This window comes from Paraflavitalea speifideaquila (assembly GCF_032395985.1).
Taxonomy (GTDB): domain Bacteria; phylum Bacteroidota; class Bacteroidia; order Chitinophagales; family Chitinophagaceae; genus Paraflavitalea; species Paraflavitalea speifideaquila.
Map to the genome: position 1 here is coordinate 6,458,464 of NZ_CP135920.1, position 23,695 is coordinate 6,482,158.

Genomic DNA, 23,695 nt, shown 5'->3' on the forward strand with positions numbered 1-23,695 from the left:
AGCTTCCAAAGGGTGGCTACCAGGGTCTCTATATCCGCGCAGGTATTGTAAAATGCCAGAGAGGGCCTTACGGTGCTTTCAGGCCAAACCGGCGCAGGATGGGTTGTGCGCAATGGTGACCTGTTCTTACAGCAATGCCTTCCTGATTAAGGGCCTGGCCTACCTGGTCGTTGGTATAACCATCCAGCACAAAGGAAAGTACGCTTGTTTTATCAGGCGCTGTACCAATGAGTTTTAGTCCGGGCACTTCTTTGAGTAAGCGGGTGGCATATTGCAAGAGGTAATGTTCATAGTGATAGATATTGTCGATACCCAGGCGGCTCACATAATCAAGGGCAGCCCCCAGGCCTACTGCATCGGCAATATTACCCGTACCGGCTTCAAAGCGGCCGGGCGCCTGATGGTATTGTGTATGTTCAAAAGTTACATCTTTGATCATATTGCCGCCACCCTGCCAGGGTTGTGTTTGATTCAACAGGTCTTCCTTGCCATATACCACTCCAATACCGGTTGGTCCAAATATCTTATGGCCGGAGAATACAAACCAGTCGGCATCGAGTGCCGATACGTTGGTACGTATATGGGATACAGACTGTGCGCCATCCAATAATACTTTGGCTCCCGCTGCATGCGCCATATCAATAATAGCTTTGGCGGGTGTAACGGTACCCAATGCATTGGACACCTGGGTAAATGCTACCAGCTTTGTTTTGGAGTTGAGCAGTTTGGCATATTCATCCAACAATACCTGTCCATCATCATCTACCGGCACCACCCTTAACTTCAACGCTTTCTTTTGGGCCAGTTGTTGCCAGGGTACAATATTGGCATGGTGCTCCAGGTGAGTAACAATGATCTCATCGCCGGGCTGTAGAAATTGTTCTCCCCAACTTTTGGCCACCAGGTTGATGCCTTCGGTAGTACCCCGTACGAATACTATTTCGTTGGGAGAAGCGGCTCCGATAAAAAGCTGCACTTTCTTACGCGCTTCCTCATACGCATCTGTGGCGCGGGCTGCCAGTTCATGCGCTGCCCGGTGAATATTGGAGTTTTCATGCGTATAGAAATAGCTGATCCGGTCAATAACCTGCTGTGGCTTTTGTGTGGTAGCTGCATTGTCGAGCCAGATCAATGGCTTGCCATTTACCTTTTCCTGCAGAATAGGAAAATCTTTCTTTACCAGGTTGATATCAAAGCCCGGTAAATAAGAAGGAGTGGGTGAAGCACTATGCGGTAGGGTATCCGGTAAAAAATAATAACTCCCTTCATCCCCACTGGCAAGGCCGGTAATCCGGCCAGCGGCAGTTGTGCAACAGGAATGAATTGATGAATAGCTGATAAGATCCCTGCCATATCGGTCAGGTAAGAAGCATTGGCTTCAAAGGGTAAATGGTTTTCCGCATCTTTCCCATCTCCCTTCCAATCTGGCGTGGTACCCTTACCACTATGCCGCTGCAGGTTCTGATCGGGGAAACTTGTTTGCGGATCTTTCAGGTTAATATTATTGCCATGCTGTACGACGGATGGCGAGGCGCCACTACCGGCTACCGACACAGGTACACCACCCTCCTGACCATATTGGGGAAGAGCGCTCATACCTGCATCTTTGGGATCGATGGCATGGGTATATTGAAGCAGGGAAGGCGAAACGCCAACACCCGATGTAGCAGGCAATGCCGTGGAGCTTTGTGTAGCGGGTTCATGAAAAAGCTGGTTGGCCAGTTGTTCCATCAGCGCCACATCCGGCAATCCGGATTGATCAATATTTGTATTCATGGTATTTGCCTATTTCAACGTCATCAAGTACAGCAATGGCATCATCTACCAATACTGCCAATGAACAATACAGGGAAACGAGGTAAGAAGCAATGGCCTTATCATTAATGCCCATGAAGCGTACCGACAAGCCAGGTGATTGCTCTCCCTGCAAGCCTGGTTGAAACAACCCCACTACGCCCTGGCGACTTTCGCCTGTGCGCAACAGGATGATCCTGGACTTACCTTTTCAATGGGCAGTTTATCAGAAGGTATTAAAGGAATACCACGCCACGTAAGAAAGGGTGAGCCAAACAGTGATACGGTAGGTGGAGGCACTCCCCTGCGCGTACACTCGCGGCCAAATGCAGCAATAGCCAGTGGATGCAATAAAAGAATCCCGGCTCTTTCCATACTTTGGCAATCAGCTCATCCAGGTCATCAGGTGTGGGAGCACCGCTACGTGTTTGAATACGCTGGGCAGTCGCCACACTGTGCAGCAATCCATACTCTTTATTGTTGATCAACTCACTCTCCTGCCTTTCTTTGATCGTTTCGATGGCCAGGCGCAATTGCTCGCTGATCTGGTTATAAGGTTTACTATACAGATCAGATACCCGCGTATGCACATCAATGATGGTTTGCACCGCAGCCAGGTTATATTCCCGGGGATTTTCAATATAATCAACAAAGGTCTGTGGCAGAATATGTTCATCACGCGAAGAACAATCTACCTCAATAGCCGTTGCATCTTTTACTTTATTGAGCCGGTATACACCTGATTCAACAGGTACCCAGTTCAGCAGCTTTGTCAGCCATCGTGGACTGATGGTCACCATTTGTGGTACCGTGCGGGTGGCAATGGCCAATTGCCGGGCGGCTATATCACCCAATGCCGTTTGCTGTGATTTGTGTTGCGCTTCTGCCATGGAAGGGTTATTTATGGTGAAGAGATCCGGTTGATACTTACTACGGCTATGGCAGGGGAAACATAGCTTAATAAATATAACGATATTCACCTAATTTACCAACTAACCTACTAATTTAGTAGGTTAATAAATTACTAACGCTTTCCTTCCACGTACCGGGCATTGCACAAACTTGCCAATAGAAGTTTAAGATGTACAGGAAACCTAGCGTCCCTGCCTGATCAGTTCCAGCGCAAAAGCCTTTTGTGTATCGATACCTTGTAGAATATTCTCCAGGTTATCTGGCACCTCGTGGTCGGGCAGGAGGCCCCTGCCCTTTTCAAAAGGCGGCCTGGTCAAATTATCATAATACAAAAAGCGGGATGCTTATTTTGATCTTACTGTTGGGCAATACCAGGCCAATGAAGGAACCACCATTGCCGCCTGCATAATTTCCCCCATCTTCCTCGCCAATGAAGACGCCCAATTGGTTGGCATGCGCCGCCGCCAGGAATTCGGAAGTAGTGGAAGCGCTGGCCCCATTCATGATAAAATATACCTTCCCCGTAAAATGTTGCGGTTTGGGCACCTGCAGGGAAAGGCCGGCAGCCGCCGACTCCTTCAGTGAGAAAGTACCATCCTTTTCCCCCACCAGTTCATTCTTTACATTCTTCAGGTCTTCCGGCGACAGATCGCTCAAAGCCAGGTATTGGGAAGTATCCGTAATCGCATGCTGCCGCACATAATAGCGCGAAGGTTTGTTGATGAGATAGGTGAATAAGATCACCCCGGCACTGTCCCAGCCACCGCCATTGCTGCGCAGGTCGATGACCAGGTGCCTGATCTGCTTTTTCTCCAGTTCCTTCATGGCCTTGGGTAAAAAGCTGCTGATTTTACCGGCCGCAGCTCCTCCAAAAGTTCTGATGGTAAGTAACGCCGCGTTGTGGTCCTTTTTGATGTCCAGCTCCAGGTCGTCCCGCTTCCTGTTCACATACATCCGGAGGATGTCCTTATTCACCGGGTTTTGCCTGAAGTTGGCACTGGAAGTGGTCATGGTCATTGCAGGCGTTTTTACCTGGATGGTTTGCCCGGAAAAGTCTTTACAGGTAAGCTCAAATTGCGTGGGCCGGCCTACGGACAGGTAATACAGGATGGCAAACATGCCCTGGTTCAGCCGTTGTTGTTTGTTGGTAGTATTGTACCCATCACTCCAGGAATGATCAAAAATGACCTGCCGGATGTCGGTGATCGATTGACCATTAATGGCCAATAATTCAAAACCCGGCTTAAGGGTCGTATCTGCTGTTTGATTGAGGATGATATAGGCCCGGTCCTTAATAAAGTGAAGGGAATAAGGAAACAGGGGTACGTTGCGCATGAAATGCGATTCCCAATTGCGTCCGGGTAAAATACTGGTATGCGCACAGCGTACACCAGCTACCAGTGAAGCCATCGACCGGTAATAATCATAAAACGGTAAACTGCCCGTGAGCCGATCATAAAAACTATCCAACCGTTGGTCCATGACCGGCCTGGGTGTGTAGCGATACAAACCAGGGTGTACGGCTTCCATTACTTTGCGCAGGTATTGCAGGTCGTCCTGCATCTCCTGCCTGGATAAGGTACGATCCGTTAAACTGTCATATACTGCCGGTTGGTCTTGTGCAGGGCAAACTACGGGAACCAGCATCCATAAGGTGAGCACGCTCAAAAGAAACTTCATGTACACGTGTATTTTTTACAAACCTCTTTCTTACCGGCTTAACAGCATAAAAATCAATTGCTCAATTCCGGATTTGAGGAGGTTTTACAGGCTTTCGGACTGCCTGGCCTCCTGAATAAAGAGGGAGGGGTGGTACCGGTAAGCTGTTTAAAGATACGCTGAAAAGTAGCCGGCGAACTAAAGCCACATTCCATGGCAATGCCGGGTATGGTAAGCAGGTCGGTACCTGCTTCCATTATTCTTTTCTTGAAGGCTGCTACCCGGTATTCGTTGACAAAGGTGGAAAAGCTTTTATTGAGGTGCTGGTTCAATACAGCTGATACGGATTTGGCCGGTATGCCCGCCTGTTGTGCTAAGCTACCCACCTGCAGGGAGGGATCGAGAAAGAGTTTTTCAGCTTCCATGGTTTGCCGCAAGCGCTCAATATATTGTTGGGCCGTTGTATCGGGCAACCGGGACACCTGGGCCAAATTACTTTTGCTCCCTGCCTCCCGGAGGCCTTTGTAATGCACCAGGTAGCCTTTGAAACCCAGCCAGTACACCAGTATGGCCAGGGGTACAAATACAGGATACCAGCTTACCGTGTCCAGCAGCCATTGCCGGGTAGCCGGAATAATATAAGGCACGAGGTACACCAGCCAGATACCCTGAAATACCAGGAACACCAGTAGGAATTGTTGCAACCAACTGGCAGTGGCTTCCGCAATAGCTTCCTGCTTCAACCGGTGTTGTGCAATGTATTGGCGGGAAAGCCAGCAATAAAAAGTGACAGAGGCCCACCGGGGAATATCGGCATATACGTTGTAACTATCCACCAGGTCCCCTACCCATGAACGCTGTCCTTTTGATAGGCCTCCGGCAAGCAGCCCGATATCGGCCAGCAGTATGGTCATGTACGGCAGCAGATCCAGCGATACAGGATAAAAATGGAGGTAATGTTTACGCGAAAGTTTGAAAGCGGTATCTAAACTGGCTTGCACATACAACCAGATCAATGGCCCCAGGGGCATTATCAGCACCAATGGCAAAGCGCCGGCAAGCAACTGTAATACCAGGTGCGTATTTATCCAGGCAGCATCGAGCAGGTAAATATTAAGGCATGCCAGGGTAATGATCCCAATGAGTGCCGCCAGGATGCGGTTGGCTGTTTGCTGCCCGCTCGAAAAATACAGCAGCCCACAGAGAATAAAACCCTGCACAATGCTCAATAAAATAATGGTATTCCAAAAGCCCGCCAGCGCATTCATAAGGATGTATTTTCAAGGGTCTAAAATACCGCTTCGAGCCGACAAAGAGATCCGGGCGAATATTATATCCGTCTTCTCCTATCCTCTTATAAGGCCTTACGCTGATCGACTTATCCAGATTCATAGCCCCCCACTTCCACACCATCGACTTACAAGAACAAAACCGGCTTTCTTTGGGTCTCGTTCGTACCTGAACCGGGTCTTGTTCGGGCTTCGTTCGGGGCCCGCTTAGGCGAATGCGCTTTAACCCCGAACCTGGTACAAACCTGGCCCCTTTTTGGTCCCTCTTTGGTACCTCGCAGACAGGCTCCGGTGGCAGCCCTGGATATGTTAAAATGTGCTGCTTTGTAACTTTATCTAACTGTATTTGCTCAAACTTCACTGTTTGCCATATTACCCTGTTGTGCATCCAGGCCATCGCACTACCTTTAAGGAAATTGATGTTGTGGCATGGCCTACTTCGCCGCTATCATTTACCGGACCAGGCAGTTACTAAAACCTAAACCACAATACACCCTGATAAGGTGCATTGAGCTGTACATTCTTTTGGCTTTGCGGGCCCATCACGGAAGCCGGCTGAAATTTAGTGCCAATAGCTTGTATGGCATTCATAAACCCAATATTACCCGCCGGATAATTCACTGTTGTGTTATTGTTATAAGCTCCTTTAGGGCTTTCGGGTTGCAACATTTGGACAAACATTTTTTTATCGGCTGGGATCACAGTGAAGGGAAATTCAGTGTTTTTATAGTAACCCAATTTACTTCCGCATGGTTGCCCTTAAACTCGGGATATTGCCAGCCACGCTCACCGGTAATGGTATTGTTATACTCCTTTTCCCATATACCCCACTGTAAACCTTTCAACCTGTTCTTCCATACACGGTAAGGCCCCCTGCCCAGCCATTGCATGCCCTTTATCTTTTCTTCAGGATAGTTGAAGGTAATGCCCATAAAGTCGGCCTCACCACGCTGTGAATAAGCGTATTCAAGACTTACCACCGACCCGGGTTTGAAGGTCCAGGCTACATTCAGCCAGTTGTCTTTGCCCTTATAACTGGCTTGTACAACATAGCCCATATATATATCCGTATGTGTGAAAGAAGTCAGTTGCTGGTCAAAACCTGCTAAAGCAGGGCCACCGGATAAGGAAAGTACCCTGCCTGCTTTTACCACCTTGGTAAGATAGCCGGTTGACTTATCAAAATAGAGGGTAATACTATCCTGCTGCACCATCAATACATTACCTTCTTCTTTGGCTTTAATAGACCCTTTGGGAATAAGGTCATCTGTTAATGGCACCATCACCCATTCCCCCGGTCAATAGGCCAACTCCAGGTAAATATTTCTTTACCATGGGGATCGGTAGCAGTGAGGTATAGCGCCTTGGCTTCATCCCAGGTGGCAGGCAATTGCAGGTTGAGCATACCCTGTTCTCCAGGTGGTACAGATAGCCTGGCAGCATAGCCCGTATCCATGGTTACCATCGCCCCATTTTTCTCCTGCTTTAATTGCCACCGGAAACTGCATTGATCAGGTTGGAGAACAGGTACCTGTTCTCCAATGGAATGCGGCCCGTAAAGGAAGATCCGATGGTTTGCGGACGAATATATACCGGGCTCCATATTTCTTTGATGGTATAATAACTACCTTCCTTTTCGTGGTAAGGTCCTACAATACCATCGGGTGCATTATTGGTCCAGGTATCAATACTGTCTTTTTATCCCGCCGCACTACGCCTTCATCGGCAAACACCCATAAGAAACCACCAGCAGCCCGGGGCTGGCGAGGATGAGGTTCCAGAAATCGTCCAGCCCGGCACCATGTCCACCATCATAAAGCCCATGCATAAACTCTGTAGGGAAGTACACTTCCTTTTCGTACAGGGAGGCATTGACCATATAATTGTAATCGGGGTAATGCTTGGTATCGGTGCCATTGAATTTTTCCCAGGGATGAATCACATGCCTTTTCTGAGGATCATACCAATGGTAATCATCATCTACCGTACGGTTAAACCCGCCTTCATTGCCATTGGCCCATAATACAATACTGGGATGGTTCACATCACGCACCACCAGTTCCTTCACCAGGCGACGTGCCGTGGTATCATCATACATTTTTGCCAGCCTGTTAACTCATCAATAACCAGGAGGCCAAGCGAATCGCATACATCCAGAAAATGCTGATCGGGCGGATAATGGGACATACGCACGGCATTCATGTTCATATCCTTCATCAACGCCACATCGTCTATACTGATAGCTTTACTAAGTGTACGGCCACTGGCAGGCCAGAAACTATGCCGGTTAACGCCTTTGAATATCACCTTTTATCGTTGAGGTAAAAGCCATCGCCGGCACGCAATTCCGCGGTCCTGAACCCAAATTTCTTTTCTATTACATGTATTACCTTTCCCTGCTTATCTTTTAATACAACTTGCAGGTTATACAGGTTGGGAAATTCGGGACTCCACAGATCCGGTTTGCTCACAAAGCCATGCAGTGCAGTCAGTGTATCGCCAGACAATCCTGGAGTATTCCAGGTAACTCCTACCGCACTGCCATTGGCTTTGGTGATAACAGCTTCTAAGTTGTAGCTCGTATCTGCTTGCGGCTTGATCACAATCACTCTAAAATCGCCACTGGCCAAGGCTGCAATAGCCACTCTTTCTATATGAGCAACCGGTTTTATTTCGAGGTATACCGGTCGGAAGATGCCCCGAAGATCCAGAAATCGGCATCCCGCTCAGCCAGGTTCACCGAATGATTGGCCGATTTCTTACTTACCTCTACTTCCAATAGATTGGATGACCCATAACGCAACAAACTACTGATATCATAACTGAATCGGTAAAAAGCGCCCTGGTGGATGGGGCCGGCCAGTTTGCCATTGATCTTTACTTCCGTATCCGTCATCGACCCTTCAAATACAATGGCCACTTGCTGGCCCTTCCATTGTTTGTCGGCCTGGAAACGATAGCGGTATTTACCTACTTCATCCGATTGATCGGCCAGTTTTACCCGGCCATAATCGTAGTGACCAAAGCCTTGCAACTCCCAACAGGAAGGAACCGGGATGGTGGTCCACTTGCCACTGTTCATACCTTTGGTACAAAAGAAATCCCAGGCTACCGTATGGTCTTTATCAATGCCCGACAGGTATTTTATGGTGGTTTGCTGGCCAGTAACTTGTAAACTGGCAATGGACAACAGGAAGGAAATAAGCACAACGCAGCTTAGGCGTTGAACAACAGGCAAAAAGGATGGAGGCATGATATAAGCTTATTATTGTATTACTGACAAGCGTACAGTATTACAATAATAACAAAAAGCTACCGACTATTAAAGCCGGTAGCTTGAATATGATTAAAGTCATTAATTAGAACCTGTAAGACAAGGTAGCCGCGAACTGGCGGGGGCAATGGGATTTACACTATAATTTTCGTGCACATAATAATTATAGGTATTCCCCAGGTTTGACACTTTTGCCAGCAAGGATATGGCTTTCCAGGTATAACCTGCTGAAATGTCTACCGTAGTAAACCCGTCAACTGGTATCAGCCTGGAATAGTTTTGTGTTTGTTCGATCTGGTTATTCCAGCCCGCATTGCGTTTGCCAATATATAAAGCAGTAACACCTACTTTAAAACCTTTGATGGGTGAGTTACCAAAGGTGTAAAATACGCTCGCATTGGCCGTATGCGCCGGAGAATTTACCAATCTTTCGCCTTCTACATAATTCCCTTTTTTCTTTTCAGTTTTGGTATAGCGCATATAATTATGGCTGTAACCGGCCATAATGTCGAGCCCTTTATGGGGTGAGCAGTAATATCAATTCCACACCATCACTGGTGGTTTGTCCGGTAAGCTCTTTCAGATTGGTATTGTTATTGGGTGTAGTACCATCGGCTGCGAATTGCGCTGTTTGCGCCAGGTTATTGTTCACGATCCGGTAAGCCGTAATATTTACAGCAAGTAATCCTTTCAGGAAATCATTCTTAACACCTATTTCAAACTGATCAATGATGGAAGGTTTCAAGGCATTGCCAAAAACATCGGTACCGCTGTTCACAGCAAAGGAATTGGCATAGCTGGCAAAAATAGCCGTTGTTTCAAGTGGTTTGTATACCAGCCCCAAACGAGGAGAAAAAGCTTTGTCGGTCTTCGCAGCTCCTTTGGCCAGGCTGTCCTTCAGCAAGTACCTGGTTTCAGCAGGCCTTGCTTCCTGGATCGACCAACGGATACCTGCCAGGAACTTTAATTTAGAAGTAATGCTGATCAGGTCTTGCACATAGGCGCCAAAACGGTTGACAGGCGTTTCAACCCGCGTTACCTTAGAAGCAGGGGGAATATCTGTACGGGGCGTAAATTTCGTTGGATCAAGGATATTGATCTTATCGTAAGTAGTAGGGTTATTAAAAGTATAGCTCGTAGTTAAATAACGATCAGCATCTACACCGGCCAATAAGGTATGCTCGATAGACCCGGTTTTAAACTTGCCATTGATATCTACCTGCGCTATATAATAATTTTCATTCTGATCGGTCTTATTCAGGGTCTTGTCCAATCACCATTGGCAGCCGCCTGAATCCTTTCGGTAGAATAATAATCCCGGTTATAGTTTTGGAATGAGCCGAGGGCATTCAACTGCCAGGCACTGTTGAGTTGGTGTTTTAAAGAAACACTGGCAGTTGCCTGTTTTGTTTTGGCATACTGCCAGGGCGTTCCAAAAAAAGCAGAACGTGCCACATCTGGAATTTTAGTATTGTCCAGCGAACCAATACCAAAATCGGGTGTAAATTCATGATCCAGGTAATCACCCTGTACCAGCAATTCTGTACGCTTGCCCAGCTTGAACAATAAAGAAGGATTTACATAATATCTTTTGGAGCTCACTACATCCCGGAAGCTACGGGCACTTTCATAGGTACCATTAATGCGGTAAGCTACTGTTGACGAAATAGGGCCATACACATCTACAGCGGGCTTATACAGGTCATAGCTGCCGGTACGCATGGATACTTCACCGCCAAAATTGAACTTGGGTTGCTTGGTCACCATATTCAGGATACCACCAGGCGCTACATTACCGTAGAGAATGGCCGCACTTCCTTTCAATACTTCTACCCTTTCCAGTGAACTCATTTCGGGCATCGCCCCACTGTTCACCCGTGCACCATTCTTAAACAGGTTATTGCTGCCAAATCCATATCCACGACCTGAAAAACTTTCCTGCGTACTACCCCGGGTAGTAGCTACATATACTCCATTCACATTCTTGATCACATCACTGAGCCGCTGTGCCTGCTGATCCCTGATCACGCCCTGGCCAACCACTGCAATGCTTTGAGGAAGGTCCATGGGAGCGATAGGCACTTTACCCACCGTAACAGGTTTTGTATTCAGGCTTTTCCTTCCTTCCACTACTACCTCTTCCAGTTGGATAGAGGTTTCACGTAAAGTGAACTCGAATGTTTTAGTATCACCTGCAGCCAGTTCAACTGCTTTTTCCTGAGTTTGTAATCCTGTATGAGAAACCTGGAGGGTATAACTGCCCGGTTTAATATTCCTGATAATAAATACCCCATCTTCATCCGCTACGGTTGCTTTATTTGTTTCCTTCAATACCACATTCACGTAAGCACCCGGCTTTCCATCGGTAGTAACGATCTTTCCTTTAATAGTACCTGGTGGTGTTTCATGATCGGATGGCAGTACTTCGGTAGTTGGAGAAATATGGGTGTTTTGTGCAGTTGTTGTCATTATTCCCATTAGCAGTGTAGCGAAGACCAGGTATATACTTTTCACGCTTGTTAAATTTTGCGCAAAAAAGAATAATGGGCGCATTAACCTTTGCCGCATCGGGAAAACCATTTACTCAATCGGGAAAATAAAGAAAACGGAAATCCATATCCTATTAATAATCAAACATTTAATGCACCTAAATGCGGAATTTGCCTGGCCTCCACTCTTTGCTTTGATTCACTGGTTTGCTCCAAATCCTCCATCCCCGGCAGCTATGATGCCAGCTTTTAAGCAAGCAATTACTCTCTGTTGCAAGTAGTAACTTAACGCGATGTTAACGGTGCTTTATTTATCAAACTATGATTTTTTAACCGGGCAGTATATATTTGCAGCCAGTACATCTATTCATGTCAAGGCTTTTACTCATATTGGTGGCATTTTCTATACTTAACCAGAGTATTGACCTGGATTACCTCACTATTGCCATGCGTGCCCACCCATCGGGTGTCTCCGCCAAATATGACGATCCCGACAGCATTACCGAATACCTGCTGGAACAGCTCATGGACGATGATGATTTTATTCCCGACCATGATGATGACAATGATGGTATGCCTAAAAACAACAGCGTGGAAAGGTTTTCCTGGGAGCCGTTCTGCTGCCAGTTTGCCCATAAAGTAGTTATTATTCCTACTGACAATACGGCTAAAGCGGCTCAAAAGCCTATTTAGAGGTATACCCCACTTGTAAAGGTTATTTCAACATTGTTTCTCCTCCCCGGATGTATGCACCGCCTAGTGAATGACTCCATGAACAATTGAACCTATTTGTTCAGGTGCCTATACATTTCCATTAAACGTGCATGCTGCCTGTACCTAAGCATTAGGTCCCGCTAATGAGCATGCCGTAACTGGCCCGTTTTCCGTCCCTGACTAAAATTATCAATGTATGAACAGAAGTTATTTCCTGTTCAGGCATTGCATGGTGGTGGTAGTGGTATTCCTGACAGGTGTTGCAAGCAACGCCCAGGATACCCTACGCATTACCCTGCAGGATGCCGAACAACTATTTATTCAAAACAACCTTGTCCTGCTGGCAGCCAAATATGATGTCCATATTGCCCAGGCTCAACTGATCCAGGCAAAACTGTATAATAATCCCACGCTGTCAGTAAGTGGCAACTTGTACAATCCCAATCTTAAAAACCTTTTGACATCACCAATAAAACCGGTCAATATGTAGTACAGCTCCAGCAATTGATCACGCTGGCAGGCAAACGCAACAAGCAAATTGGCCTGGCCAACACCAATACGCGGATAGCGGAATATAATTTCTACGACCTGCTGCGTACCCTGCGCTTTTCCCTGCGCAGCAATTATTATGGTATCCTGCGCCTGCACCAGTCCAGGGATGCCTACCAGGTACAGATCAATTCCTTGCAACAATTGAGTACAGCCTATAATGAATTACAGGCAAAAGGAACGGTAACGCTCAAAGATGCAGTACGCATCAGATCCTTACTGTATACCCTGCAGGCGGAACAAACCTCCCTGCAAAATCAATTGAACGACTTGCAGGCCGAAGTCCAACTACTGTTGCACGACAATAAGCATTATTACCTGCCGGTAGACCTGGGAGATAGCCCGGAAGCCTTGCACCAATACCCATTACAAACCCTGGTAGACAGTGCTTTTACCAACCGGTATGACCTGAAGGCAGCCGATGCCAATACTTTGTACAGCCGGCAAAACTACCAGTTGCAAAAAGCGCTGCGCACGCCCGACCTGACGCTGGGCGTAGAGTTTGACAAAAGGGGAAGTTTTGTAGACAATGCTACGTTTCTCAATGCAGCCATCGACCTTCCTTTCTTTAACCGCAACCAGGGCAATATAAAAGCTGCCCAAAGTCAGGTAGAGCAAAGCAACGTGCAGTACATGCAACAACAACTTACCGTAGAAAATGAAGTACAAAAAGCCTATATCAAAGCATTGAATACGGGCAAGATGCTTCAATCATTTGACCCTGCCTTTAAAAAGCAGTTCGACCGGTTGCTGCAGGGAATTACAGAGAACTTCCAGAAAAAGAATATCAGCTTACTGGAGTTTACGGATTTCTATGAATCCTGGAAAGACAATGTACTGCAATGGAATCAGTTAAGGAATGAAAAAGACCAGGCCCTGGAGGCTTTGAATTTCGCCGTTGGCAAAACCCTTTTCAATTAACACGACCTAAAAATTATTATATGAGATCTTTCTTCATCAGTTTACTGGGCAGCATAGTTCTGTTGCAAACGACCTCCTGCAAGGAAAAAGTAGCTACCCCGGTTAACAATGATACTTTTTGTCTTACCGATACGCTACAAAAAAAAGATACAGGTAGTGACTGTTCAATCCGACACAGTTAAAAATGAGATTGCCTTTTCGGGCAAGATCGAAGCCAATGAAGATAAATGGGTCAAAGTATATCCCGTAGTAGGCGGCATTGTAGAATCGTTGAACGTGCAATTGGGCGATTATGTTACCAGGGGGCAGGTACTGGCAGTAATACGCAGCAGTGAGATTGCCGATTACCAGGGACAATTGTCCAACGCGCTATCCAACGTAAAACTGGCGGAAAAAACCCTTTCCTCCAATAAAGACATGTTTGGTGCAGGACTGGCTACAGAGAAAGAGGTAGTAGTTGCCGAAACAGAATTGGAAAAAGCGCGGGCGGACCTGCAACGCATACAGGAAACGAATGCCATTTATGGGGCCAGGGGGCATGCACTGCAAACCATTACGGCCCCCATTTCGGGCTTTATCATTGAAAAGAACCTGACGGATAAAATGCAATACCGGGTGGATGGCGCCCAACCTTTCTTTATCATTTCCAACCTGGACGAGGTATGGGTAATGGCCAATGTATTTGAAAGTGATATCGCCAAGATCAAAGTAGGCTATGACGCCAATGTGGGTGTAATAGCTTATAAAGACAAAATATTCAGTGGGAAAGTAGACCGGATATTTTCCATGCTTGATCCGCAAAGCCGGGTCATGAAAGTAAGGATCCGCATTGACAACCCCGGCTACCTGCTGAAGCCCGAAATGTTTGCACAGATCAATATACAGTATACCGAAGGCAATGAACAAAAACTGTCGGTACCGGCGCAGACAGTGATCTTCGACAAAAACAAGAATTATGTAATGGTATACAAAGACGCGTGTCATATAGAAACCCGCCAGGTGGAACTATACAAAACCATTGGAAACACCACTTATATCCAAAACGGTCTTGCAGTAGGAGAACAGGTCATTTCTCAATATCAACTACTGGTATATAATGCCGTGATTGAGTAGAAGAAAGGCATCGAGGCAACAAGGCACCGAGGCTTTTGGGGCATTGGGCGTGCACATACAAGTTGACAAATTAACATACCGCAAAAACGTCTTTTTGGATATGAATAAATTTATTTCCAACATCGTTACCTTTTCGCTCAAGAACAGGTTCTTTGTTTTTTTATGACCCTGCTGGTCATTTTCGGGGCATCTGGAGTTATATTAAAACTCCACTGGAGGCATTTCCAGATGTTACCAATACACAGATCGTTATTGTTACCCAATGGCCTGGGCGAAGCGCCGAGGAAGTAGAACGATTTGTTACCGTGCCCATTGAAGTGGCTATGAACTCGGTACAAAAGAAATCGTCCTTACGCTCTGTTTCCATGTTTGGCCTGTCGGTCACCAAGCTCATTTTTGACGATGAAGTAGAGGATTTCTTTGCCCGGCAGCAGGTCAATAACCTGCTGAATAATGTAAACCTACCTGAATCGGTAGAGCCGGAAGTACAGCCTCCGTATGGGCCCACAGGTGAAATATTCCGTTACACGGTACGGGGAAAGGCAAAAGTTCGGTAGACCTGCTTACTATCCAAAACTGGGTGATTGACCGTCAGCTCCGCAGTGTACCCGGGGTGGCGGACGTAGTAGCCTTTGGCGGCGCCGAAAAACCTATGAAATAAAGGTTGATCCCGCCATGCTGTTACGATACGATATTACTCCCCTGGAAGTGTATAACGCCGTTAGCAAAAGCAATATCAATGTAGGCGGTGATGTGATTGAAAAAAATGGGCAGGCGTATGTAGTACGCGGTATTGGTTTATTAGACAAGATCCGGGACATAGAGAACATCATTGTAGACAATATCAAGGGCACGCCCATCCTGGTGAAAAACCTGGCCACTGTAGTAGAAAGCCATGTACCCCGGGTAGGCCAGGTGGGCCTGGACGATAATGACGATGTAGTAGAAGGCATTGTAGTTATGCGTAAAGGCGAGAATCCGCGTGAAGTATTGGCCCGGGTGAAAGCAAAGATCAAAGACCTCAATGAACAGGTATTGCCGGCGGGCATTACCATGGAAACCTTTATGACCGGGATAAGCTAATGGACTTTTGTACAGAAACCATTACGCACAATCTTGTAGAAGGTATTTTACTGGTTACGCTGATCGTATTCCTGTTTATGTTTGATTGGCGTACTACGGTTATTGTATCCATTATCATTCCTTTGTCTTTATTGTTTGCCTTCATATGCTTGCGTATGAAGGGCATGAGCGCCAACCTGCTTTCTATGGGGGCCATCGACTTTGGGATCATCATAGATGGGGCGGTGGTCATGGTGGAGGGTTTATTTGTGGTGCTGGCGCATAAGGCCCAGGTATTGGGCATGGATAAATTTAATAAGATGGCCAAGCTAAGTATGATCCGGCAAACAGGTTCCTCCCTGGCCAAGGCCATCTTCTTTGCCAAGGTGATCATTATCACCAGTCTTATTCCCATATTCGCTTTTGAAAAGTAGAGGGTAAGATGTTCTCTCCCCTGGCCTGGACCTTAAGTTTCGCCTTGTTGGGGGCTTTGTTGTTCACGCTCACCCTGGTGCCCGTACTATCCAGCATTTTGCTCAACAAAAACGTACGGGAAAAGAACAACCCCATCGTCAACTTCTTCAATAGAACGGTCAATAAGGCTTTCAACTTCACTACGGCACATAAGAAACTAAGCCTGCTCACCGCTTCGCTCATCATCAGCATCAGCCTGTTCTCTTTCAAGTTCCTGGGCAGCGAGTTTTTACCTACCCTCAATGAAGGCGCCCTATGGGTAACTGCCGAATTGCCCATGAGCTATTCACTCACGGAAACACGCAAGATGACGGAAGTATTTCGTCGTGAGCTGCGCAATTTTGATGAGGTAAGCCGGGTACTGTCGCAAATAGGCCGATCCAATGATGGCACTGATCCCAATGGCTTTTATTTTACCCAATTCCAGGTAGACCTCAAACCCAAGAAAGAATGGCATCGTAAAATAACGCAGGAGCAACTGATCAATGAAATGAATAAAAAGCTGGATCAGTATCCCGGCATTGTACTTAATTTCTCCCAGCCCATTATTGACAATGTAGCCGAAGCGGTAGCAGGCTTTAAAGCTTCCTTTGGCATCAAGATATTTGGCAATAACCTGGAAGACATTGATAGGATTGCAGATAGTGTATACCAGGTCATGAAAACGGTGCCAGGGGTGAAAGACCTGGGGGTATTGCGCAACCTGGGGCAACCAGAGATCAGCATTTTGCTCAGTGAGCAGAAAATGGCCTTGTATGGTGTAACGATTGCCGATGCAAATGCAGTAATAGAAACAGCGATCGGAGGCAAATCGGCCTCTTACTTTTACCAGGGTGAAATGAAGTTCCCCATCCGTATACGTTATCCCGAAGAATACCGGAATAATGAGTATGCCATGAGTAAATTAAGGGTACCCACCTTGCATGGCTCAACGGTACCGCTGAAGGAAATTGCAGAGATCAAAACGGTAACCGGGCCGGCCTTTATTTACCGCGATAAGAATACGCGCTTTATCGCCATCAAATTCTCGATCCGTGAAAGGGATATGGGAAGTACGATTGCCGATGCACAGCAGCGGGTAAAAGAGCAGGTAAAGCTGGGCAAAGGGCTGAATATTGAATGGAGCGGTGAATTTGAGAACCAGGTACGGGCGCAGCAAAAACTATCGCAGGTAGTACCCATCGTGCTGGTCATGATCTTCATCCTGCTGTTTATTACGTTTGGCAATGCAGTCGATGCCGGCCTTGTATTACTAAATGTGCCTTTTGCACTCATTGGTGGTATATTGGCCTTGCATATTACCGGCACTGTGTTCAGTATATCGGCCGGTATTGGTTTTATCGCCCTCTTTGGTATCTGTATTCAAAATGGGGTGATCCTGATCTCGGTATTCAAGCAAAACCTGCATCAGAAGTTATCGCTGCCTCAAGCCATCCGGGACGGCGTTAATGCCAGGATCAGGCCGGTGGTCATGACCGCCCTGATGGCAGCCATCGGTTTATTACCGGCAGCTATATCCACCGGAATAGGGTCCGAAACACAGAAGCCCCTGGCCATTGTAGTTATTGGCGGGCTGATCAGTTCCACTATTTTAACCCTGCTGATCTTTCCGCTGGTGGTAGAGATCTTTTATAAACGTGCGCATCAACGCAAACAAAAGCGCACGATATCGCTGACCTAGTACCCGCACTGGCATCCAGTTACCCGATACCGGACTCCGGTACGGGTAACTGGCAACCGGTAGTGACAACAACTACCTGGCAACGGGAAAAACAGTAATTTACGGGGGTAATAGATCCAAATTGATTCCTTCCTAAACTAAGCGATCATGAAGGGGCGCCGTTTTATACAGTCCACCCTGCTTACCGGAACAGCAACAGCCCTATCACCTGGCACCGCTCTACCCGCTACTGATGCCAAAAAGAAACAAGAATACTATGAGCTGCGTGTTTACACCTTTAAAAATGAAGGGCAACAGCAATTAACCGAAAGATATTATGCGCATGCAGCCATAGCTGCCCTCAACCGCCTGGGTTCAAAAAATGTGGGGGTGTTTACTCCCTTACAACCTGAACAACCTGCCCGTCTTTTTGTGGTGATCCTCTTCCCTTCCCTCGAAGATTTTACCGGCATGGATGCTCTACTGGCCAGGGATATTGAATTCCAGCTAACCGCCACAGACTACCTGAGCGCCCCCGCCGACGCACCGGCCTACGACCGTATTCAAAGTTCCCTGCTGAAATCGTTCAGCGGTATGCCCAACCTGGTAGCCCCTGCCAATAAGGAAAGGATCTTTGAACTGCGCCGTTATGAAAGTCCCACAGAGTATGCCAGCAAAAAAGAAGATCGAGATGTTCAATGAAGGCGGGGAGATAGGTATCTTTAAAAGAACGGGCCTTACACCCGTATTCTTTGGCGAAACATTAATCGGTGAAGCCAGGCCCAACCTCACTTACATGATCACTTTTGATAATATGGAACAGCATGATCTTAACTGGAAAACTTTCGGCAGTGATGCCGAATGGAAAAGGATCAGTACCATGGAAGATTATACTGATAAAAATTGATCTCCAGGATCACCCGCACTTTTTTAAAGCCTACCAACTATTCACAGATCTGATTGTGAATTTCATCGATCTATTTTATCATTCTATCGGGTACCAACACATATAATGGCAGTTCGGCTTGCTATTCGTGTATGATCATAGAAAAAGATCGATTGTTTTGAATGGCGCATGGGAGAATGCAATATCTTGTGGACGATTTGCCGCTATTCCTCAATAGTATTGATCAGTTTAACCTTATCCCATATTAATTTGCCTGCGGGCATGGTTTTTCCCCGCTGTTGATCGCTTACCTGCTGATTCATCTTGCCGTATGATAAGTCTTATTGTATGTGGCAGTTCCTGTCATCATACACGGATTTGTATCATCCTCAAAAAATAAACGATATGAAGCATTTGTACACCAGCTGTACAGCATGCCTGTTTTTGGTATGCCTTTTTTTGGAATCAGGTAGGCATTGCGCAATCACCTACTCATAAACCTATAACGGTAAATATTAATAGCAACTGCGGAGGGTATTATGAATACCTGCCGCAGGATTACAATGCTGCCGGCACAGAGCGCTATCCCTTACTGGTATATATACATGGTAATGGCGACCGCGGTACCGGCAGCCAGGCAGACCTGAATAAACTGGTATCCAAGGCCCTTCCCAAATACATTAAGGATGGCCTATTCCCCACATCTTTTACTTTGAACGGTCAATCCTTCAAATTCCTGGTTATTTCACCGCAATTCAGAGACCGGCCCTGGCCTACTGAAATAGGTACTGTGATCACCTATATAAAAATAATTATAAAGTAGATACCACCCGCATTTACCTTACCGGCATGAGCATGGGCGGGGGTGTTATCTGGGAATTTGCCGGCAGTGACCTGGCCGTTGCCCAAAAAATAGCAGCCATCGTACCCATCTGCGGACAGTCGACCCCACAATCGGCCATTACCAGGGTAATCGCCAAAGGCAATGTACCTGTGTGGGCAACCCACAACCAGGACGACCAGGCAGTGCCGGTATCCAATACCAACGATTATGTGCGTATGATCAATTCAAATAGCCAGCCTCCTACTCCACTGTCTATCAAAACCATTTTTACCGTTGCCCCACCCACGGATAACCACGATGCCTGGACACAAACCTATAATGCCACCTGGAAGGAGAACAGTAAGAATATTTATCAGTGGATGCTGCAGTATACCCGGGCAGAATCAACTTTGCCTGTTACCCTCACCAATTATAAGATCACGGCTGCCAGCAACGAAGGAGTAACCATTGGCTGGTCAACTACTGCCGAACAAAATAACCAGTACTTTACCATCGAATGTTCGGCGGATGGGGTGAGTTTTCAATCCATCGGGCAGGTAGCAGCTACCAACCTGGCCAATGGCAGCAACTATTCTTTCCGGGATGCCCAGCCAGCCGCCGGCAATAATTTTTACCGGTTAAGCCAAACCGACCTGAATGGCAAAACCACCTATTTCACCATTCTTAAAGCGGTTATTAATATCAATACCGGCAGCCTGCTTTTATTTCCCAACCCTGCTACCCATTTCTTCACCGTAGGGTTCAACCACCCTGCTAAAGACAGGATCACGGTAAAGGTTATTGACCAGCAAGGTATGGTTGTGCTGGTAAAGCAATACAACAAGGAAGCTGGTTACTGGCAGCAGTCCATCTCTACCGCTGAACTCACAGCAGGCCAGTATTTCATACAAGTAAAAGGAAAAGAAATTGAATATATACAGTCATTGGTGATCAAAAATAAGGGAGGATTTCGGGATTACTCATCATCTCCCTGCCCCCTGATGAGGCAACAAAAGGAAGGAACAAACGTTCTTTCCTTTTCTATTTTGTACCTTTCCCTGTCACCTAACAAATTCCTTATGCGCCGCCCACACTTCCTGTTGTATGCCTGCTGGACCCTGATCCTTTTACGGTAGCCTGTTCCGAACCGGAAAAGCCAGCCACCAAAGAGGAAGCAGCTCAATTTGCTAAATCCCTGGAATCGAGCATGAATAAGCAAAGCGCTGCCAAATTCAATGAGGCCCTGGACCTGGCCGCCCTTGAAAAAGGCTTTACCAGGCAGGCGATAGCAAGATAAACTCCCGCATTGTTACAGGAGCTATGAGCGAACTGAAAACGGGTCAATTGGGTAACCAGATCATTCAGGCCCTGGGCAAAAAGGCACGTACCAGTTGGTGAAGCAATATGAAAAAGACAACAACCAGCACCTCATTTTCAGAATGTATGCCGATAGCAAGCTCAATTACCACGACCTGGAACTGATCAAGAAAAAGACCAGGTGAAGATCAGTGATGCTTTTATTTACATGACTGGCGAAACCCTGAGTGCCACCCTGGCCCAATCGGCCCTCATGATGACAGAGAACTACGACAACCTCACTGAAAAGGATAAAGATCGCCTCAAAAATATCAAACGCATCCGGCAGCTCATCAACCAGGAGGAATATACCAAGGCTCAATCCCTTTATAAGGAACTACCCGCAACCTTGCGACAATCCAAACTTTTTCAATTAATGCATGTACAAATTGCTTCCGGCCTGGGCAATGATGAATACCTGAAAGCAATGGTAGGGTACCAACAAGCATTTCCCAATGCGCCCAATATGTACCTGCTCATGATCGATGCTTATATTTTGAAAGAAGAGCATGCCAACGCCCTGGAATCAGTAAATCAACTGGATTCCCTTATCAATAAAGATCCTTTCCTGGATTATTACCGGGGCTCATCTACAAATTGATGGGCGATAAGGAAAAGCAACGTAAATACTTTGAACAGTTGGATGCCAATATGCCCGGTTTTTCAGACGGCACGCTTGAACTGCTGGTAACCTACCTCGATGCCGGGGAAAACGATAATGCAGTAAAACTTGTACAAACCCGGAGCAGCACGTATAAAAGATCCCTAAAGACCAGCGCGAAACGCTTTATGCTATGTATCCTGATTTCAAGAAACAACTGGGTGCTGCTGATTAATGAACCTGTTTTTGGGGTAAAAACATGAACCTGTCATAAAGGTGAACAACGCTACAGCGCTGTTTTTCCAAGCAGCAGCATGACCCACCTTGAAGGAGCATGCTCAACCCAACGACATAGGTTCATTGCTTATTCCGGGCACTGTCCCGCACTTCACGCCTGGCTTTTCTTTTAAAATAGCCCCTAAATAAAAAATTATGCTGGAGGGCTTCAAGGTTTTCGTCCAGCTTCTGGCTGCTGCTGTTTAAGTATTGGAGTGTGGTGCGCAGATCGGCAGCCACCTTTTCATCATTCAATAACAAACCCGCGGCATTGTCGCCATCATCGAGTTTTTGCCTGCATTGCGCAGGGAATGCATAAACGCATTGGCCTGAGCGGTAGCCAGGTTAATTTGTTCAACGGAGGTGAGCAGGTTGGTCATCACCAGGGTATCCGTGATCAGGTCACCGGCCAGGGTACCGGGCGTTTTGAGTTGGGCTGTATAATCGGCAATGCTACCGGTAAGTTGTTCGCTGTTGCGGGCAGCCGCATGCATCCTGGCCACAGCCGTACGTAAAGATGTGATGGTAACCTGCAGATCCTTGTACAAGGTTTCGTCCTTCAACATAGCCCCCAGCGAACCTTCTCCCTCCAACAGCCTCTTACTGATCGTCTTAAAGTCCGTAGTGATAGCTACCAGGTTCTTGTTATTGGTTTGCAATGTAGCCATCATTTCCTCCGGGTTCAGCGCCTCTTCTGCCTGCAGGCTTTCGCCTCCGGCAATGGCCCCGGCACCCTGAGTGCCACCATACAAAACGATGAGCTTGTTGCCAATCAACCCTTCGGCACTGATCCTGGCTTTAGCGTCTTTACGTATATATTCATGCGCTTTCCGGTCAATATTAAGCGTCACCATTACCTGCGAAGTGCCAAAGAATTCAAGGTTTCTTACCGTACCGATCTTTACGCCCGAAAACCATACATTATTTCCTTTCTGCAGGCCGTTGACATTATTGAAAACAGCGTGGACCGTAAGGGAAGGAGAAAAGGTTTTCTTTTGACCGCCCAGGGTAAAAATGCCCACGATCAGAATAATGGTACCAAGGGTAATAAAAAACCTACGGTAATGGCCTGTTTATTTTTAGCTGTACTCATTATTCAATAAAGTTATAGTCATAAAAACTTTTCACCTGCTCATTGGTACTGTTTTGTACCACATCTTCAAAAGGGCCTGTTTGTGCAAACTGTCCGTCCAGCAATAGGGCGATGCGGTCGCCGGTAGCTTTGGCACAGGTAAGGTCATGGGTAATGATCACCGAGGAAGTACGGTATTGTTCCTGTACTTCATTGATGAGGTTATTAATATCCATACTGGTAATGGGATCAAGTCCGGCAGTAGGCTCGTCGTACAACATAATGGCGGGTTGCATGATCAGTGTACGCGCAATACCGATCCGTTTACGTTGTCCACCCGATAATTCAGCGGGAAACTGTTGAAGGGTTTGTGGCAATCCCACGGCCTCTAAAACACGCAATACTTCTTTTTCACCTCCGCACTACTTAGCTTCCTGAAATTGCGCTGCAGTGGGAAAGCCAGGTTCTCCCCAACCGTCATACTATCATACAAGGCGCTGTGCTGAAAAGAGAATCCCATCCTTAAGCGCAAGGCATCCAGCTCTTTTACCGAAAGTTTCGGCACCGCTTGTCCCAATACCTGTACCAGGCCCCTATCGGGCTTTAACAAACCCGCCATAATTTTTATGAGTACGGATTTACCGGTACCCGAACGTCCCAATACCACCAGGTTTTCGCCTTCGCAGATATCCAGGTCAATGCCCCGCAACACCTGGTGATCGCCAAAAGATTTATACAACCCCCGTACGGAGATGGCCACCTCATTTCTGT

Annotated in this window: 30 protein-coding genes and 2 pseudogenes; 12 read left to right on the forward strand and 20 right to left on the reverse strand. The window is 46.8% G+C overall.

Annotated features, from left to right (window positions below):
- Positions 1-67: 67 nt before the first annotated feature.
- From RS881_RS44385 to RS881_RS44465, 16 genes and pseudogenes are all read right to left on the reverse strand, one after another.
- Positions 68-1,291, reverse strand: coding sequence for a family 2A encapsulin nanocompartment cargo protein cysteine desulfurase (locus RS881_RS44385; protein WP_315824802.1), 1,224 nt, complete (start codon positions 1,289-1,291; stop codon positions 68-70).
- On the reverse strand, positions 1,177-1,776 hold the full coding sequence (locus RS881_RS44390) for a hypothetical protein (protein ID WP_315816672.1): 600 nt from the start codon (positions 1,774-1,776) through the stop codon (positions 1,177-1,179). Before RS881_RS44390 ends, RS881_RS44385 begins: the two co-directional genes overlap by 115 nt.
- Positions 1,760-2,684: pseudogene (locus RS881_RS44400) on the reverse strand (family 2A encapsulin nanocompartment shell protein). The gene RS881_RS44390 and the pseudogene RS881_RS44400 overlap by 17 nt, the downstream one beginning before the upstream one ends.
- 204 nt (positions 2,685-2,888) lie before the next feature.
- Positions 2,889-3,038 carry a hypothetical protein gene (locus RS881_RS44405; protein ID WP_315816675.1) on the reverse strand — a complete coding sequence of 50 codons (150 nt, stop codon included), beginning with the start codon at positions 3,036-3,038 and terminating at the stop codon, positions 2,889-2,891.
- Complete coding sequence (locus tag RS881_RS44410; RefSeq protein ID WP_315816676.1) at positions 3,028-4,386, reverse strand: S41 family peptidase; 1,359 nt, start codon at positions 4,384-4,386, stop codon at positions 3,028-3,030. Before RS881_RS44410 ends, RS881_RS44405 begins: the two co-directional genes overlap by 11 nt.
- Positions 4,387-4,439: 53 nt before the next feature.
- Complete coding sequence (locus RS881_RS44415; protein ID WP_315816677.1) at positions 4,440-5,633, reverse strand: helix-turn-helix domain-containing protein; 1,194 nt, start codon at positions 5,631-5,633, stop codon at positions 4,440-4,442.
- 492 nt (positions 5,634-6,125) lie between these two features.
- Positions 6,126-6,323: a hypothetical protein gene (locus tag RS881_RS44420; protein ID WP_315816678.1), complete on the reverse strand. Its 198-nt coding sequence runs from the start codon at positions 6,321-6,323 to the stop codon at positions 6,126-6,128.
- A 29-nt stretch (positions 6,324-6,352) separates the two neighbouring features.
- Entirely contained in the window at positions 6,353-6,937 is a 585-nt protein-coding gene (locus RS881_RS44425; protein ID WP_315824803.1) for a beta-galactosidase small subunit-related protein, read from the reverse strand.
- A complete protein-coding gene (locus RS881_RS44430; RefSeq protein WP_315816679.1) occupies positions 6,937-7,257 on the reverse strand; it encodes a hypothetical protein in 321 nt (106 codons plus the stop codon). Before RS881_RS44430 ends, RS881_RS44425 begins: the two co-directional genes overlap by 1 nt.
- A 108-nt stretch (positions 7,258-7,365) precedes the next feature.
- On the reverse strand, positions 7,366-7,752 hold the full coding sequence (locus RS881_RS44435; RefSeq protein WP_315816680.1) for a glycoside hydrolase family 2 TIM barrel-domain containing protein: 387 nt from the start codon (positions 7,750-7,752) through the stop codon (positions 7,366-7,368).
- Positions 7,719-7,961: a glycoside hydrolase family 2 TIM barrel-domain containing protein gene (locus tag RS881_RS44440; protein ID WP_315816681.1), complete on the reverse strand. Its 243-nt coding sequence runs from the start codon at positions 7,959-7,961 to the stop codon at positions 7,719-7,721. The genes RS881_RS44435 and RS881_RS44440 overlap by 34 nt, the downstream gene beginning before the upstream one ends.
- Complete coding sequence (locus RS881_RS44445) at positions 7,958-8,299, reverse strand: hypothetical protein (protein ID WP_315816682.1); 342 nt, start codon at positions 8,297-8,299, stop codon at positions 7,958-7,960. The genes RS881_RS44440 and RS881_RS44445 overlap by 4 nt, the downstream gene beginning before the upstream one ends.
- 23 nt (positions 8,300-8,322) lie before the next feature.
- Positions 8,323-8,907, reverse strand: coding sequence for a sugar-binding domain-containing protein (locus tag RS881_RS44450; RefSeq protein WP_315816683.1), 585 nt, complete (start codon positions 8,905-8,907; stop codon positions 8,323-8,325).
- Positions 8,908-9,009: 102 nt separating this feature from the next.
- The gene (locus RS881_RS44455) at positions 9,010-9,432 is read right to left on the reverse strand and encodes a TonB-dependent receptor domain-containing protein (protein WP_315816684.1); all 423 of its coding nucleotides are present in this window, start codon (positions 9,430-9,432) and stop codon (positions 9,010-9,012) included.
- A gap of 13 nt (positions 9,433-9,445) precedes the next feature.
- The gene (locus RS881_RS44460; protein ID WP_315816685.1) at positions 9,446-10,201 is read right to left on the reverse strand and encodes a TonB-dependent receptor domain-containing protein; all 756 of its coding nucleotides are present in this window, start codon (positions 10,199-10,201) and stop codon (positions 9,446-9,448) included.
- Entirely contained in the window at positions 10,186-11,442 is a 1,257-nt protein-coding gene (locus RS881_RS44465) for a beta-sandwich domain-containing protein (RefSeq protein ID WP_315816686.1), read from the reverse strand. Before RS881_RS44465 ends, RS881_RS44460 begins: the two co-directional genes overlap by 16 nt.
- Positions 11,443-11,786: 344 nt before the next feature.
- Between RS881_RS44465 and RS881_RS44470 the strand changes: the two genes are divergently transcribed.
- The 12 genes and pseudogenes from RS881_RS44470 (at position 11,787) to RS881_RS44525 (ending at position 21,839) form a co-directional block, all read left to right on the forward strand.
- Positions 11,787-12,110: a hypothetical protein gene (locus RS881_RS44470; protein ID WP_315816687.1), complete on the forward strand. Its 324-nt coding sequence runs from the start codon at positions 11,787-11,789 to the stop codon at positions 12,108-12,110.
- Positions 12,111-12,327: 217 nt separating this feature from the next.
- Positions 12,328-12,621 carry a TolC family protein gene (locus tag RS881_RS44475; protein ID WP_315816688.1) on the forward strand — a complete coding sequence of 98 codons (294 nt, stop codon included), beginning with the start codon at positions 12,328-12,330 and terminating at the stop codon, positions 12,619-12,621.
- Between the two features lie 14 nt (positions 12,622-12,635).
- Positions 12,636-13,601, forward strand: a complete 966-nt coding sequence (locus tag RS881_RS44480) for a TolC family protein (RefSeq protein ID WP_315816689.1) — start codon at positions 12,636-12,638, stop codon at positions 13,599-13,601.
- Positions 13,602-13,757: 156 nt separating this feature from the next.
- Positions 13,758-14,714: an efflux RND transporter periplasmic adaptor subunit gene (locus RS881_RS44485; protein WP_315816690.1), complete on the forward strand. Its 957-nt coding sequence runs from the start codon at positions 13,758-13,760 to the stop codon at positions 14,712-14,714.
- A 152-nt stretch (positions 14,715-14,866) separates the two neighbouring features.
- Complete coding sequence (locus RS881_RS44490; RefSeq protein ID WP_315816691.1) at positions 14,867-15,271, forward strand: efflux RND transporter permease subunit; 405 nt, start codon at positions 14,867-14,869, stop codon at positions 15,269-15,271.
- Between the two features lie 118 nt (positions 15,272-15,389).
- Positions 15,390-16,210: pseudogene (locus tag RS881_RS44495) on the forward strand (efflux RND transporter permease subunit).
- 8 nt (positions 16,211-16,218) lie between these two features.
- Positions 16,219-17,931 (forward strand): efflux RND transporter permease subunit, encoded by a 1,713-nt coding sequence (locus tag RS881_RS44500; RefSeq protein ID WP_315816692.1) that lies wholly within the window; start codon positions 16,219-16,221, stop codon positions 17,929-17,931.
- Positions 17,932-18,078: 147 nt separating this feature from the next.
- Positions 18,079-18,612, forward strand: a complete 534-nt coding sequence (locus RS881_RS44505) for an NIPSNAP family protein (protein WP_315816693.1) — start codon at positions 18,079-18,081, stop codon at positions 18,610-18,612.
- Positions 18,602-18,817 carry an NIPSNAP family protein gene (locus tag RS881_RS44510; RefSeq protein WP_315816694.1) on the forward strand — a complete coding sequence of 72 codons (216 nt, stop codon included), beginning with the start codon at positions 18,602-18,604 and terminating at the stop codon, positions 18,815-18,817. The genes RS881_RS44505 and RS881_RS44510 overlap by 11 nt, the downstream gene beginning before the upstream one ends.
- Positions 18,818-19,645: 828 nt before the next feature.
- Complete coding sequence (locus RS881_RS44515; RefSeq protein WP_315816695.1) at positions 19,646-20,755, forward strand: T9SS type A sorting domain-containing protein; 1,110 nt, start codon at positions 19,646-19,648, stop codon at positions 20,753-20,755.
- Positions 20,756-21,117: 362 nt separating this feature from the next.
- Entirely contained in the window at positions 21,118-21,576 is a 459-nt protein-coding gene (locus RS881_RS44520; RefSeq protein WP_315816696.1) for a hypothetical protein, read from the forward strand.
- Complete coding sequence (locus RS881_RS44525; protein ID WP_315816697.1) at positions 21,573-21,839, forward strand: hypothetical protein; 267 nt, start codon at positions 21,573-21,575, stop codon at positions 21,837-21,839. Before RS881_RS44520 ends, RS881_RS44525 begins: the two co-directional genes overlap by 4 nt.
- 94 nt (positions 21,840-21,933) lie before the next feature.
- On the opposite strand, the gene RS881_RS44530 is transcribed toward RS881_RS44525, so the two are convergent.
- The 4 genes from RS881_RS44530 to RS881_RS44545 form a co-directional block, all read right to left on the reverse strand.
- Positions 21,934-22,107, reverse strand: a complete 174-nt coding sequence (locus RS881_RS44530; RefSeq protein ID WP_315816698.1) for a hypothetical protein — start codon at positions 22,105-22,107, stop codon at positions 21,934-21,936.
- Positions 22,104-22,874 (reverse strand): MlaD family protein, encoded by a 771-nt coding sequence (locus tag RS881_RS44535; protein ID WP_315816699.1) that lies wholly within the window; start codon positions 22,872-22,874, stop codon positions 22,104-22,106. Before RS881_RS44535 ends, RS881_RS44530 begins: the two co-directional genes overlap by 4 nt.
- 70 nt (positions 22,875-22,944) lie before the next feature.
- On the reverse strand, positions 22,945-23,325 hold the full coding sequence (locus tag RS881_RS44540) for an ATP-binding cassette domain-containing protein (RefSeq protein ID WP_315816700.1): 381 nt from the start codon (positions 23,323-23,325) through the stop codon (positions 22,945-22,947).
- Positions 23,313-23,684 carry an ATP-binding cassette domain-containing protein gene (locus RS881_RS44545; RefSeq protein ID WP_315816701.1) on the reverse strand — a complete coding sequence of 124 codons (372 nt, stop codon included), beginning with the start codon at positions 23,682-23,684 and terminating at the stop codon, positions 23,313-23,315. Before RS881_RS44545 ends, RS881_RS44540 begins: the two co-directional genes overlap by 13 nt.
- Between the last annotated feature and the right edge of the window lie 11 nt (positions 23,685-23,695).